Source organism: Variovorax boronicumulans NBRC 103145 (assembly GCF_001591345.1).
Classification (GTDB): domain Bacteria; phylum Pseudomonadota; class Gammaproteobacteria; order Burkholderiales; family Burkholderiaceae_C; genus Variovorax; species Variovorax boronicumulans.
Window position 1 is genome coordinate 1 of the sequence record NZ_BCUS01000150.1, and the last position, 13,272, is coordinate 13,272.

Genomic DNA, 13,272 nt, shown 5'->3' on the forward strand with positions numbered 1-13,272 from the left:
TTGCCGCACGCATGCAGAGGCAGTCGCCGTGGCGAGCGCGGTGCGTGCCAGCGACGTCGCGAAGCTGGTGGGCATCGAGAGCTACGAAGGCCTGAATGCCACCGGGTCCACCGAACAGGACACCGCCTTCGCCAAGGCGCTGATGGACCGGATCGAAGCCGTGGCGCGTCATTGCGACACGCAGCAGCTGTTCGAGACCGACGAGGTGCTGGTCTCGGCCGGTGGCTCGGCGATCTTCGACCTCGTGGCGGGGCGGCTCAAGCCTGCGCTGGGCTCGCCCGTGCGCGGCCTGCTGCGCTCGGGCTGCTATGTCACGCACGACCATGGCTTCTACAAGCGCATGGTGAACGTGGTCGACGAGCGCATGGGTTGCGAGTGCGGCGAAGGGCTGACGCCGGCGATGGAAGTCTGGGCCAATGTGCAATCGCGGCCCGAGCCGGGCCTGGCGATCCTGTCGGTGGGCAAGCGCGACATCTCTTTCGACATGTCGATGCCCATTCCCATTGCGCACGCGGCACGCGGTGCCTTGCAGTCGCATGCGGTGCCCGCCAGCTGGAAGGTCACGGCACTGAACGACCAGCATGCCTACCTGCGCTGGGACGCGAATGACGAAGCACAGGCACCGGTCGTCGGCGACCGTGTCGGCCTGGGCATCTCGCACCCCTGCACGACCTTCGACAAGTGGCACTGGATGCCCGTGGTCGAGAACGACTACCGCGTGAGCGATGCGGTCGTGATCCATTTCTGAGCAAGGCAACGCATTCCCCCATGAACACACAGAAGAACAGCGCGACGCTGCTCGAAGGCGGCCTCGTGGTCGACGGCTCGGGCGGACCCTCGTGGCCCGGCGACGTGCTGCTGCAGGGCGATCGCATCCTGGCACTCGGCGAAAGCCTGCGCACGCGCCTGCCCGAGGGGCTGAACATTGCGGACGTCGACGTGGTCGACTGCCACGGCAAGGTGATCGCGCCCGGCTTCATCGACGCGCACACGCACGACGACGCCATCGTGCTGCGCGATCCGCTGTGCCTGCCCAAGGTGTCGCAGGGCATCACCACCGTGGTCACGGGCAACTGCGGCATCTCGCTGGCGCCCTACCGCACGCCGCAGTCGAAGCCGCCGCTCACGCTGCTGGGCGCCGATTCGTTCAAGCACGCGACCATGGCCGAGTACCGCGCGGCGGTCGATGCGGTGCAGCCTGCACTCAACGTGGCCGCACTCGTGGGCCACACCACGCTGCGCTTCGCGGCGATGCAGGCACTCGACCGGCCCGCGAACGGCGATGAACTGGCACACATGGCCGCGTTGCTCGACGACTGCATGGCCGCGGGCGCGCACGGCCTGTCGTCGGGGCTGTTTTACGAAGAAGCCTTTGCCGCGCCAGCGGAAGAGGTCACCGCACTCGCGCGCGTCGTGGCGCGCCACGGCGGCGTGTACGCCACGCACCTGCGCAGCGAGATGCAGCAGATCATCGAGGCGCTGCACGAGGCCGGCGACTCGGCGTTCGAGGCCGGCGTGCCCTTGATCATCTCGCACCACAAATGCGCAAGCCCGGCCAACTGGGGCCGCACCAAGGAAACCCTGCCACTGATCGACGCCCTGTCGCAGCGCCAGGAGATTGCGATGGACGTCTATCCCTACGTGGCCGGCTCCACCGTATTGCGCGAGGACATGGTGGACGGCGTCATCGACGTGCTGCTGACCTGGTCCGAGCCCCACCCGGAGATGACCGGCCGCCTCATCGCCGACATCGCACGCGAATGGGGCACGACGGAGAAGGAGGCCAGCCTGCGCCTGAAGCCCGGCGGTGCGTGCTATTTCCTGATGCAGGAAGAAGACGTCGAAAGAGTCATCGCGCATCCGCGCAGCATGATCGGCAGCGACGGCCTGCCGCACGACCGCCATCCGCACCCGCGCCTGTGGGGTGCGTTCCCGCGCGTGTTCGCGCGCTACTGGCGCCAGCGCAAGCTTTTCACGCTGGAGCAGGCGGTGCACAAGATGACCGGCATGACGGCGCGCAACCTGCGCATCGCCGATCGCGGCCTGCTGCGCGTTGGCACCATGGCCGACGTGGTGGTGTTCGACCCCGAGACCATCACCGACACCGCGACCTACGACCAGCCGCTGGGCGTGAGCGAAGGCATCGAACGCGTGTTCGTGAACGGCGTGCTCGCGTACCGTGGTGCGGACGAGGCGCGCGTGCTCGCGCGCGCGGGGCGCATGCTGACACGGCAATCACGCGCCGCGAACTGAGCGTCGCCGCGCCCCTTCCCCGTCATCCCGTAGAGTGCACGCATGATCGAATCCACCACCCTTCGGTACTTCTACGAGGTCGCGGCCTTCGGCTCCGTGCGCGTGGCGGCGGAAAAGCTCTTCGTGGCCCAGAGCGCCGTGAGCCGGCAGATCGCGTTGCTGGAGGACGAACTGGGCGTGCCCGTCTTCGAGCGCCACGCACGGGGCATGGCGCTGACCGCGGCCGGCGAGCTGCTGCTGCGCTATGCGCAGGACAACAAGACGCAGCTGGCCGACCTGAAGGGCCAGATCCACGAGTACGAGACGCTGGCCAAGGGCCACGTGCGGGTGGGTTGCGTGGAAGGCATCCTGCACGGCCTGCTCACCAGCTTCATGCCGAGCTTCATCCGCACGCACCCGGGCATCACCTTCTCGCTCGATCTCATGGGCTCGCATGCGGTGGGCGAGTCGGTGGCGGAGCACAAGTACGACCTGGGCATCCTGTTCGGCGCCTCGCCGCGCCCCGACCTCATCGAGCTGCAGAAGATCGAGCAGCCGCTGTGCGTGATCGCCTCGACGCAGCACCCCCTGGCACAACAGCGCAGCTGCACGCTCGCGGAAGTCGCCGACGCGCCGCTGGCGTTGCCCGACCGCTCCTTCGGCCTGCGCCAGCTGGTCGACCGCGTCAGCTCCAAGGGCAAGTTCAAGCTGAACATCGCGGTCGAGACGAATTCGCTGTCCTTCGCGAGCCGGCTGGTCGCGGAGTCGGACCTCATCACCTTCCAGCCGAGCGACGTGGTCGCGCCGCTGATCGAGGCCGGCAAGGTGGTGGCCATTCCGCTCACCGATGCGTCGCTGCGCTCGGCGCGCGCCACGCTGGTCGCGAGCTATTCCCGACGGCTGTCGCTTGCGGCCAATCACCTGTCGCAGTCGCTGATCGCCTACATGCAGGGGTGGCAGCGGCCGGTGAAGCCAGGGCGCGCCACCGCCGCTCGCACGCCCGCCAGGGGAAAGCCGGAGTAGTCCCCGCGCGGGACCGTCGGCATCGAAAGACTCAACCCGGCAGCGTGACCGTGATCATCTTGACCTCGGTCATCGCCTCCAGCGTGTGCATGCCGCCCAGCCGGCCGATGCCGCTCTTCTTGCCGGAGCCGCCGCCGAAGGGCAGATGGATTTCCCACCAGGTGGTGCCCGCGTTGATGTTGACGATGCCGGCGGGAATCGCCTTGGCCATGGCGATGCCGCGGCCGATGTCTTGCGTGAAGACGCCCACCGAGAGGCCGTAGTCGTTCTGCAGGGCCATCTCCAAGGCCTGCGCTTCGTCCTGGAAGGCGATGACCGGCACGACCGGGCCGAAGGTTTCCTCCCGGCACAGCCGCATGTCGGGCGTGACGTCGCGCACCACGGTCGGTTCGAAGAAGAGGTCGCTGCCCAGGTCCGGCCGTGGCCGGCCGCCGCACAGCACGCGCGCACCCTGTGCAACGGCCTCGTCCACATGCGCGCGCACCTTGGCCGCCACCTGGGCGTTGTTGAGCGGCCCCATGGTCGTCGCGGGATGCAAGGGATCGCCCAGCACCTGCTCGGCGGCCTTGGCGACCAGCTTGTCGCAGAGGCGGTCCACCACGCTGGCATGGGCCAGCACGCACCCCGTCGCCGCGCACACCTGCCCGGCATTGAAGAACGCACCGCCTGCTGCTGCAGCGGCTGCCGCATCGAGGTCGGCGTCCTCGAAAACGATCACGGGCCCGTTGCCTCCGAGCTCGAGCAGCAGGGGCTTTCCGGCACCTCGCTCGGCGATGCGCTGGCCCGTCGCGGTGCTGCCGGTGAAGGCGATGGCGGTCACGTCCGGGTGCACAACCACCGCATCGCCCACGGTCGCGCCCTCACCGATCACCAGATTGAGAACGCCGGCAGGCAGGCCGGCCTTTTCGATGACTGCCATGAGCGCGCAGGCCACGAGCGCGGTGGACGGCGCAGGCACCCAGACGAGGGTGTTGCCGGTGGCGATGCCGGGGGCGATGTATTCCACGGGAATATTGACCGGGAAGTTCCAGGGCGTGATGACGCCATACACGCCGCGCGGCTGCCGCAGGGTCATGACGAGCTTGCCCGGGTCTTCCGCCGGCAGCGTCTTGCCGCCCATCTGCTTGACGAGTTCGGCGGCGAGCCGGAAGCCGTCGGCGGCCTTGGCGACTTCGCCGAGCGCCTCGGCCAGGACCTTGCCCTGCTCGCACGACAGCGTGTGCGCGAGGGCCTCCCGCGCGGCATCGATCTCGGCCGCGATCGCCATGCACATCGCGGCGCGCTCGAACACGGGCGTGGCGGCCCACGCGTTGGCCGCGGCCTTGGCGGCGGCCACTGCCTCGCCCGCCGTCTCGCGGCCCGACCGGGGCACGGTGGCGATGGTTTCACCGTTGGCCGGGTTGATCACCGGCAGGGTGTCGACGGTGGTCGACCAGCGCCCGCCGATGTGGTTGCCCGTTTCGACTTCGGACATGCAGTGGCTGCGCATGGCCTAGCCGTACGAATACGCGATCGACGCGGCGTGGCGCTGGCCTTCGCTGCCGCCGGCACGCGCGTCCACGCTGGACGCGGACGGCCTGTACCCGGCCGGCGCCGGGGCTGCAACGCCCACATGGCGCTCGGTCTGCGCATCGAAGCAATGGGTCGATGCGGCCTCGCGGACCTGCAGGTGCACGAGGTCGCCGGGCTTGAGGGCCACGCGGTCGTGCACGGAGACGCACCAGGGCGTCTCGCTGCCCGCCACGGTGCCGTAGATCTGCGTCTTGTCGCCCGTCGACTCCGTGAGGATCACGCGCAGCGCCAGGCCTTCCGGGGCCAACTGCAGGTGCTCGGGCCGCAGCCCCAGCAGCACGTGCTGCCCATCAGCCAGCAGCGGCGTGCACCCGGACGTGGGCAGGTCCCAGGCCTGCCCGTCGGGCAGCGCGAGCCAGGTGCGGCCGTGTGCGCGATGCACCTGCCCCTGCGTGAAGTTCATGGCGGGCGAGCCGATGAAGCCCGCCACGAAGCGGTTGACCGGGCGGTCGTAGAGCTCGAGCGGCGCACCGACCTGCTCCACCCGGCCCGAGCGCATCACGACGATGCGGTCGGCCATGGTCATGGCTTCCACCTGGTCGTGCGTGACGTAGACCATGGTGTTGCCCAGGCGCTGGTGCAGGGCCTTGATCTCGGCGCGCATCTGCACGCGCAACTGCGCATCCAGGTTGGACAGCGGCTCGTCGAAGAGGAACAGCGCGGGCTCGCGCACCACGGCGCGGCCCATGGCCACGCGCTGGCGCTGTCCGCCCGAGAGCGCGCGCGGCAGGCGGTCCAGGTAGGGCGTGAGGTTGAGCAGGCTGGCGGCTTTTTCGATGCGCGGGCGGAAGTCGCTTTCGGCTTCGCCGCGCGTGCGCGGGCCGAAGGCGATGTTCTCGTAGACCGACAGGTGCGGGTAGAGCGCATAGCTCTGGAACACCATCGAGATGTTGCGCTTTTGCGGCGACAGGTCGTTGGCCCGCGCACCGCCGATGCGCAGCTCGCCGCCGCTGATGGGCTCCAGCCCCGCGATCATGCGCAGCAGCGTCGACTTGCCGCAGCCCGAGGGGCCGACGAGCACGACGAACTCGCCGTGGGCAATGTCCAGGTCGATGCCGTGCACGACGGGCACGCCGGCGAAATCCTTGCGCAGTTGCTTGAGTTGAACCTGAGCCATGGGGTCTCCTTGTCTTTATGGAAGTGAGTCGCTGGCTCAGTAGTCTTCGACCGTGATCTCGCGGGCCATCGGAAGGATGCCCGCCATGAGGCCCGCATCCACCGGCAACGCCACGCCCGTGATGACGCGCGCGGCGGGCGACGCCAGGAAGAGCACGGCATCGGCCACGTCGTCCGGTGTCGCGAAGTCGCCCAGCGGGTACCACTTCTTCAGTTGCTCGAACACCTGCGGGTTCTTGTCGGCGCGCGCCTGCCAGGCGGGCGTCTTGACGGTGCCCGGCAGCACGATGTTGGCGCGGATGCCATAGGCGCCCAGCTCCATCGCGAGCGAGCGGGTGTAGCTGACGAGCGCGGCCTTGGCCGCGCTGTAGGCCGGGTGGCCGAGCGTGGTCAGCGCGTTGACCGAGCCGATGAGCACCAGCTGCCCGCTGCGGCGCTCGACCATGGCGTGGCGCACCGCCTCCACGCAATGGAACGCGCCATTCAGGTTGAGCTGGATGTCGGCCTGCCAGTCCTGCGGCGTGGTCTTGCGCACCGTCGGCCCGCGCGCGGCGCCCACGTTCGACACCAGCACATCCACCGGGCCGACAGCCGCAACGGCCGTGGCCACCTTGTCGCACAGGCCTGCGCAGTCGGTGACGTCCGCCACCAAAGGATGCAGCCGCGCCAGATCGTCGGCACTCACGCCCTGCCCGGCCAACACGGCCGCCAGGCCTTCCAGCGCGCCCGCGTCGTGGTCCAGCGCGATCAGCCGGTCGCCGGCCTGCAGCACGCGGCGGCACAGGGCCTGGCCGATGCCGCCCGCGGCGCCCGTGACCAGCGTCACGCGCCGGGACGGCGCGTGGGGATGAACCGAAGACGGAGTCGAAATTGATGTGTCCACGCAATGCGCCCTGTGAATTGCCAATACCTCTCCCGACCGGGCGGCAATGAATTACCGCGCGCAATTCGAGCTCGAATTTTGAAGCGTACAGGAGGCCGCCGGAATTTGGCCTTCAATATTTCGCAGGCAGGGTTCTGTTTTTTAGAAATCGAGGGTTAGCTCTATCTATGGCGCCATTCGGCCGACTCGTAAGATAAAAAAGCGCAAGCATTGATCGCAGCAGATCCCGACGTGTATTCAATTAATTTTCAATCACTTCACGAGGAATTAAATATGAAAAAACGAAATACAACTCTATTGGCCAGTGCAATTCTTCTGGGTCTTTCCTCCCTCACGGCCCAGGCGGGAAATATCCGCATCGCCATGTCCAGCTACAGCGACAACACGCGCCCCTGGCTGGAGGCGCTGGCCCGGGACTACGAAAAGGCCAACCCGGGAGACAAGGTCAAGGTCGAGGTGGGAAGCTGGGAGAACATGCAGCAGAAACTGCAGGCGGAAATCGCCAGCAACAACCCGCCCGACCTGGCCCATGTCGCGACGCGCTGGGTGGGCGATTTCGTGAACGACGGCCTGGTGGAGCCGGTCGACAATTACGCCAATGCGGCGTTCAAGGACCAATTCATTCCGGCCTTCCTGAAAGCCGGCAATATCAATGGCAAGCCTTATGCGCTGCCTATTGCGGCCAGCGTGCGCGCCATGTTCTATAACAAGGACATGCTGAGCAAGGCAGGCTTTCCCAATGGCCCCAAGACCTGGGACGACGTGATTGCCGCCGCGAAAAAGATCAAGGCCACGGGCGCCTACGGCTACGGCATTCAGGGCAAGGACCTAGATACCGACACTTATTTCTACTACGCGCTGTGGAGCATGGGCGGCGACGTGCTCGATGCCGGCAACAAGGCCGCCTTCAATTCGCCGACCGGCGTGAAAGCCGCCACGCTCTACAAAAGCATGATCGACCAGGGCCTGACCGAGCCCGGCGTGGCCGGCAACACGCGCTACGACCTGCACAACCTGTTCAAGCAGGGGCGCCTGGGCATGGTCATTTCGCTGCCGCCGCTGGCCAAGGAAATCGCCAAGGACGCGCCGCAACTGAAATACGGCATCACCGGCGTGCCCAATGGCGGCAAGGACATCACCTTCGGCGTGACCGACTCGATCATGATGTTCAAGACCTCGAAGAACAAGGAAACCGCCCAGAAATTCCTGAGCTTCATGTTCTCGAAAACCGCGCGGCTGAAGTTCGACCAGGGCGAAGGCTTCATGCCGGTGACGCGCGAGGTGGCCAACGACCCCGTGTTCAAGGACGACCCGGTGCTCTCCGAGTTCGTGACCCTGCTGCCCAACGCGCGCTTCGCCCCGCTGGTCGCCGGCTGGGAAGACTCGGCGCAGGCCGTCACCAACGCGCTGCAGGCCATCTACCAGGGCAAGGCGGAACCGAAGGCGGCGCTGGACAAGGCCGCGGCCGAAGCCAACACCAAGCTCAACAAGAAGTAAGCAAGCAAGCCCCGGGGCGCAGCCGCCGGGCTGCGCCGGCTTTACGCGTGTCGCACCACACCTATCCGATCGAATTGCCCTATGCAGAATCCCGTTCGAGGCCCTGCCCTGGCTTGGGGGCTGATTGCGCCGAGCCTGTTGCTCACCCTGTTCATCCTGGCCTATCCGCTGTCCACCCTGGTGTTCCAGTCGGTGCACGACATCTCGCGCTTCGGCCTGCTGCGGGCCTTCAACGGCCTGGACAACTTCCGCACCGTGTTCACCGATCCGGTGTTCGCCCATGTGGTGTGGCGCACCGTGCAATGGACGGTGTGCGTGGTCGGCGGCGCGGTGCTGTGCGCTGTGCCGATCGCGCTCATCCTGCAGCAGGATTTCTACGGCCGGGGCGTGGCGCGCACGATCGTGATGCTGCCCTGGGCGGTGTCGCTGACCATGACGGCCATCGTCTGGACCTGGTCCTTCAACGGCCAGTACGGCATGGTCAATGCGAGCCTCGCGATGGTCGGGATCATCCGGGAACCGATCAACTGGCTGGCCGATGGACAGCTCGCGTTCTGGGTCGAGGTGGGCGTGGGCATCCTGGTGTCCATCCCCTTCACCGTGACCATCTTCCTGGGCGGGCTGTCGTCGGTGTCGCAGGACATCTACGAAGCGGCCGGCATCGAGGGCGCGTCGCGCTGGCAGCAGTTTCGCCGGCTCACGCTGCCGCTGCTCAAGCCCTTCATCCACATGGCGATCGTGCTGAACGTGATCTACGTCTTCAACTCGTTCCCCATCATCTGGATCATGACGCAGGGCGGGCCGGACAACGCCACGCACATCCTCGTCACCTGGCTGTACCAGCTGGGCTTCCGCCTGGGCCGCCCCGGCGAGGCAGCCGCCATTTCGCTCGTGATGCTGGCCTTGCTGCTGGCCTTCACCGTGTTCTACCTGCGCCTGCAAAAGCGCCAGTCCGCGAAGGCCGCCGCATGATCCGCCCCGACAAACTCGTGCGCAGCCTCTGGTGCTGGCTGCTGCTCGCGCCGCTGGTGGCCGTGGTCGTCTTTCCGCTCGCGGTGATGTTCTTCACGGCGCTCAAGCCGGCGTCCGAGATCTACGTCTATCCGGCGCGCTGGCTGCCGCAGCAGTGGCAGTGGAGCAACTTCTCCGCCATGTGGACCCAGACCGGGTTCGGGCGCGCGCTGCTGAACAGCCTGCTGGTGTCGCTCTCTGCGACGGTGCTGACGATTGCCGTCAGCGTGCCTTCCGCCTATGCGCTGGCGCGCCTGAAGTTTCGCGGCCAGGGCGGCTACCGGCAGTTCCTGCTCATCACGCAGATGATCTCGCCCGTGCTGCTGGTGGTGGGCCTGTTCAAGATGGCGGCCAGCCTGCCCTGGTTCGAGGGCGGCAACATGACCGACTCGCGCCTGTCCGTGGTGATCGCTTATGGCGCCTTCGGCATTGCCTTTGCCGTCTGGATGATGACCTCGTACTTCGAGACCATTCCGCGCGACCTGGAGGAGTCGGCCTGGCTCGAGGGATCGGGCCCGGTGCGCACGGTCTGCAAGGTGTTCCTGCCGCTGGCACTGCCGGCGATGGCGGTCACGGCGCTGGTCACTTTCGTCAATGCGTGGAACGAGTTCGCGGTGGTCTACACGCTGATCCGCTCCACGGAGAAGCAGACGCTGACCGTGCTCGTCACCAACATGGTCGCGGGCCAGTACGTGGTGCAGTGGGAGCTGGTGATGGCCGCCGCGATCTGCGCCGTGGTCCCGGTCGCCATCCTGTTCGCGTGGATGCAGCGCTACATGGTGCAGGGCTTGACCGCGGGCTCGGTCAAGTAGCGACCGCAGCGGCATCACAGCCCGCTGCTACCCGCTGCGCCCTCCCCCTTCGAATAATGCGGCGACGGCCGGCGCGCACGCTGCGTCGGCCGGTTTCGCTACACCTCATCCGAAGGAGACAAACCCGATGGCTCACAAGATCCTGATGCTCTGCGGCGACTACGCCGAAGACTACGAAACCATGGTGCCGTTCCAGACCCTGCTGGCCGTCGGCCACACCGTGCATGCGGTGGCGCCCGACAAGAAGGCCGGCGACTGGGTGCACACCGCCATCCACGACTTCGAAGGCGCGCAGACCTACAGCGAGAAGCCGGGCCACCGCTTCACGCTGAACGCAACCTTCGACGAGGTGCGCCCCGAGGCCTACGACGCGCTCGTGATCCCCGGCGGCCGCGCGCCCGAGTACCTGCGCATGCACAGCCGCGTGGTCGAGATCGCGCGCCACTTCCTGGCCACCGACAAGCCGGTGGCCGCCGTCTGCCACGGCGCGCAGCTGCTCGCGGCCACGGGCCTCATCAAGGGCCGCAAGGTCTCGGCCTACCCGGCCTGCCAGGTCGAGGTGGAACTGGCCGGCGCCGAGTACATGGGCATTCCGGTCGACCAGGCGGTGACCGACCGCAACCTCGTCACCGCACCGGCCTGGCCGGCGCATCCGGCGTGGCTGTCGCAGTTCCTGGTGGTGCTGGGCACGCGCATCGAACACTGATCTGAACGGATGGACGCGGGCGGCGCTACAGTGCCGCGTCGCCCCGATTCATTCAGCCTCTCAAGGAGATGGCCCATGTGCGAAGTCTTCATCAGCGCCGATCCGCAAAGCTACGACGCGCGCACGCGCTCGGTGCGGCTGCACGGCGTGGTCACCAGCATCCGGCTCGAGAACCTGTTCTGGCAGGTGCTCGAAGAGATCGCCCAGCGCGACGGCATGGCCGTGGTGCAGCTCATCGAGCGGCTGTACGACGAGCTGGTGGCGGCGCGCGGCGAGGTCGGCAACTTCGCGTCGTTCCTGCGGGTGTGCGCGCTGCGCTACGAGGCGATGGTGGCGCAGGGGCGGATTCCGGCCGACACCTCGGTCGCGATCCGCTCGCTCGATGCGAACGCCGTGCTGCATGAACTGCCGCAGGGTTGGGGTCGGCCATCACCTGCGCAGCAGCCGGGAGAGGCCCGCGTGCACACGCTCCACACCGCCGCGCGGCGGCATGCGTAGACGCCGCCCTTGCGCGCCCCTTCACGAGATCACCAGCGCATCTTCACGCCGACGCTCGCGTTCACCCCGCTCTTGATGCGCGAGTCGCCGCCGGAGCCCGACCACAGCTTGCCCAGCTCCACATAGACGCTGGTGTTCTCGGCCACCTGCAGCGTGGCCCCCGCCGCCAGCTCGGTGCTGCTGCCGCCGGTGCGCGTCGCGATGTCGGTGAAGCCGGCCGGGCCGACGAAGCGGGTGACGTCGGTGCCGCGGCTGCTGCGGTGGAAATTGACCCGCACATAAGGCTGCAGCACCCCGGCGCTGGTGACGAACTCGCCCTTCACGCGCACGCCGGCGCGTGCCCGCCAGCCGTTGTGGCTGTTCTGCTGCACGAGCGCGCCGGAGATGCCCGTGTCGCCCAGGCTCACCCGCTGGTGCACCAATTGCACCTGCGGCTCGACGGTCCAGTTCTGCGCGATGGGAATCGACTGCCCCACCTCAATAGACGCCAACAGGCTGTTGCCCTTGCCGCCGCGGGAGAAGCCCAGCGTGGGCCTGGCGGTGTAGCGGTGGCGCCCGGCCTGCAGCACGCCGTCGACGTACACGCCGCTGGCGTGCTTCCAGGTGGCATAGGCGCCCAGGTATTCGCTCTTCTGGTTGTTGCTGCCCACGCCGAGGTTCGCCAGGCCGCTGGCAAAGCCGTTCACGCGCATGTCGCCGTCGAGCTGGCCGACGTAGACGCCCGCGTGCCAGTCGGGGTTGGCCCACAGGTCGGTGCCGGCCTGGAAGCCCGTGAGACGCCCCTTGCTCGTGGGGCTCACGGTGCCGCCCTGCGCGATGGTGCGGTCGGTGCTGATGATGCGCCCCCACGCCTCGCGGTAGCCCTGCGTGGGCTTGGCCGGGTTTGCGCCCGCTACAAGGTCCTCACCCATGCGCAGGCGCCTGTTGCCGAGCATCGCGAAGCTGGACTGGCGCAGCTGCTCGGGCAGCGCGGCGTACAGCGGCACTTCGGCGCGGTAGGTGGGCACAGCGAGCACGGGCACGACGCCGGTGCCGCCAGTGCCCGAGCCGCCACCGCCGGCAGGTGGCGTGCCGGGCGGGACAGGCGTCACGGGCGTCACGGGTGCGGCGGTCGAGCGCAGGTACCAGTTCTCGCCCGCGCCGGTGGCGTCGGCCGCATGCAGCCGGTACTCGTAGGCGCCCGCATCCACGTGCGTGCCGGCCAGCACGAACGCGCTCTTGGTCGTCTGCGCGGTGGTGGTCGCGCCGTTGAGGGCGCTGATCACCTCGATGCCGTTGCCCGTGGTGAGCGCGCCCAGGCCGCCCAGGTTGGTGATCTGCACATTCGTCGTGCCACTGGCGACGGCGGTGGCGCCGCTCAGGATGAGCCGGTCGCTCGCGCTGGCGCTGCCGCCCAGCGCGGTACCCAGCCGCAGCGTGCCGCCGTTGCCCACCCACGGGCCGTTGACGGTGAGCGTTGTGCCCGGCACCGCCCCCACCAGCGAGACGGTGCCGCTGTGGGCCATCGACGCGAGGGTCTGGCTGTTGCCGGCCAGGTCGAGCGTCGCGCCGGTGGCCACGGTGAAGGGACTCGCGCTGCTGAGCACGTTGGCGGCGCCCGCGCGCAGGGTGCCCGCCGCGACGTTGGTGGCGCCCGAATGGGTGTCGGCACCGCTCAGCGTCAGCACGCCCGCGCCGATCTTCACGAGATCGCTGGCGCCGGAGATCGCGCCGGTCCACGTCAGGGCGTTCCCGTTGGTGTCGATGGTGCCCGTGCCGCCCAGCAGCAGGGCGTTGCTGACGCTGAGGCCGCCGGCGCCCGCGATGACGCTGGCGGTGGCGCCCGCGCCGATCGAAATCGCGCCCGTCATCGACGAGCCGGTGTTCAGCGTGAGGCTGTTGGCGCCGCCCGTGAACGCGACCGCCGCGGCGCGCGTGACGCC

General features: G+C 68.1%; 12 protein-coding genes. 8 read left to right on the top strand and 4 right to left on the bottom strand.

Annotation, left to right across the window (positions count from 1 at the left end):
* From VBO01S_RS28040 to VBO01S_RS28050, 3 genes are all read left to right on the top strand, one after another.
* Window positions 1–748 (top strand): type III PLP-dependent enzyme domain-containing protein (locus VBO01S_RS28040; RefSeq protein WP_502688674.1); only part of this gene is annotated, 748 nt, incomplete at its 5' end.
* A gap of 20 nt (window positions 749–768) precedes the next feature.
* Window positions 769–2,253, top strand: coding sequence for an N-acyl-D-amino-acid deacylase family protein (locus VBO01S_RS28045; protein ID WP_062481523.1), 1,485 nt, complete (start codon window positions 769–771; stop codon window positions 2,251–2,253).
* Window positions 2,254–2,295: 42 nt separating this feature from the next.
* Window positions 2,296–3,255, top strand: a complete 960-nt coding sequence (locus VBO01S_RS28050) for a LysR family transcriptional regulator (RefSeq protein WP_062481526.1) — start codon at window positions 2,296–2,298, stop codon at window positions 3,253–3,255.
* A gap of 31 nt (window positions 3,256–3,286) precedes the next feature.
* Here VBO01S_RS28050 and VBO01S_RS28055 read toward each other — a convergent pair whose 3' ends face one another.
* Genes VBO01S_RS28055 through VBO01S_RS28065 form a run of 3 tightly spaced genes read right to left on the bottom strand, consistent with a single transcriptional unit; the run spans window position 3,287 to window position 6,769 of the window.
* Window positions 3,287–4,729: an aldehyde dehydrogenase family protein gene (locus tag VBO01S_RS28055; protein ID WP_062481544.1), complete on the bottom strand. Its 1,443-nt coding sequence runs from the start codon at window positions 4,727–4,729 to the stop codon at window positions 3,287–3,289.
* An 18-nt stretch (window positions 4,730–4,747) separates the two neighbouring features.
* Window positions 4,748–5,944 carry an ABC transporter ATP-binding protein gene (locus VBO01S_RS28060; RefSeq protein WP_082818326.1) on the bottom strand — a complete coding sequence of 399 codons (1,197 nt, stop codon included), beginning with the start codon at window positions 5,942–5,944 and terminating at the stop codon, window positions 4,748–4,750.
* Window positions 5,945–5,980: 36 nt separating this feature from the next.
* Window positions 5,981–6,769 carry an SDR family oxidoreductase gene (locus VBO01S_RS28065; protein WP_370681988.1) on the bottom strand — a complete coding sequence of 263 codons (789 nt, stop codon included), beginning with the start codon at window positions 6,767–6,769 and terminating at the stop codon, window positions 5,981–5,983.
* Between the two features lie 330 nt (window positions 6,770–7,099).
* Between VBO01S_RS28065 and VBO01S_RS28070 the strand changes: the two genes are divergently transcribed.
* The 5 genes from VBO01S_RS28070 to VBO01S_RS28090 all read left to right on the top strand — a co-directional run bounded on the left by VBO01S_RS28070 (window position 7,100) and on the right by VBO01S_RS28090 (window position 11,350).
* The gene (locus tag VBO01S_RS28070; RefSeq protein WP_062481529.1) at window positions 7,100–8,323 is read left to right on the top strand and encodes an ABC transporter substrate-binding protein; all 1,224 of its coding nucleotides are present in this window, start codon (window positions 7,100–7,102) and stop codon (window positions 8,321–8,323) included.
* Between the two features lie 81 nt (window positions 8,324–8,404).
* Window positions 8,405–9,295, top strand: a complete 891-nt coding sequence (locus tag VBO01S_RS28075; protein ID WP_062481532.1) for a carbohydrate ABC transporter permease — start codon at window positions 8,405–8,407, stop codon at window positions 9,293–9,295.
* Complete coding sequence (locus tag VBO01S_RS28080) at window positions 9,292–10,146, top strand: carbohydrate ABC transporter permease (RefSeq protein ID WP_062481535.1); 855 nt, start codon at window positions 9,292–9,294, stop codon at window positions 10,144–10,146. The genes VBO01S_RS28075 and VBO01S_RS28080 overlap by 4 nt, the downstream gene beginning before the upstream one ends.
* A gap of 127 nt (window positions 10,147–10,273) precedes the next feature.
* Window positions 10,274–10,852, top strand: coding sequence for a DJ-1/PfpI family protein (locus VBO01S_RS28085; RefSeq protein ID WP_062481538.1), 579 nt, complete (start codon window positions 10,274–10,276; stop codon window positions 10,850–10,852).
* A 75-nt stretch (window positions 10,853–10,927) separates the two neighbouring features.
* On the top strand, window positions 10,928–11,350 hold the full coding sequence (locus VBO01S_RS28090) for a ribbon-helix-helix domain-containing protein (RefSeq protein ID WP_062481541.1): 423 nt from the start codon (window positions 10,928–10,930) through the stop codon (window positions 11,348–11,350).
* Window positions 11,351–11,379: 29 nt separating this feature from the next.
* Here VBO01S_RS28090 and VBO01S_RS28095 read toward each other — a convergent pair.
* A partial coding sequence (locus tag VBO01S_RS28095; RefSeq protein WP_157627477.1) for an autotransporter family protein occupies window positions 11,380–13,272 on the bottom strand: 1,893 nt, incomplete at its 5' end.

What these genes read in the sequence shown, in the direction of transcription:
- VBO01S_RS28045 (WP_062481523.1), top strand. Translation starts at nt 769, where the DNA reads ATGAACACACAGAAGAACAGCGCGACGCTGCTCGAAGGCGGCCTCGTG.
- VBO01S_RS28050 (WP_062481526.1), top strand. Translation starts at nt 2,296, where the DNA reads ATGATCGAATCCACCACCCTTCGGTACTTCTACGAGGTCGCGGCCTTC.
- VBO01S_RS28055 (WP_062481544.1), bottom strand. Translation starts at nt 4,729, where the DNA reads ATGTCCGAAGTCGAAACGGGCAACCACATCGGCGGGCGCTGGTCGACC.
- VBO01S_RS28060 (WP_082818326.1), bottom strand. Translation starts at nt 5,944, where the DNA reads ATGGCTCAGGTTCAACTCAAGCAACTGCGCAAGGATTTCGCCGGCGTG.
- VBO01S_RS28070 (WP_062481529.1), top strand. Translation starts at nt 7,100, where the DNA reads ATGAAAAAACGAAATACAACTCTATTGGCCAGTGCAATTCTTCTGGGT.
- VBO01S_RS28075 (WP_062481532.1), top strand. Translation starts at nt 8,405, where the DNA reads ATGCAGAATCCCGTTCGAGGCCCTGCCCTGGCTTGGGGGCTGATTGCG.
- VBO01S_RS28080 (WP_062481535.1), top strand. Translation starts at nt 9,292, where the DNA reads ATGATCCGCCCCGACAAACTCGTGCGCAGCCTCTGGTGCTGGCTGCTG.
- VBO01S_RS28085 (WP_062481538.1), top strand. Translation starts at nt 10,274, where the DNA reads ATGGCTCACAAGATCCTGATGCTCTGCGGCGACTACGCCGAAGACTAC.
- VBO01S_RS28090 (WP_062481541.1), top strand. Translation starts at nt 10,928, where the DNA reads ATGTGCGAAGTCTTCATCAGCGCCGATCCGCAAAGCTACGACGCGCGC.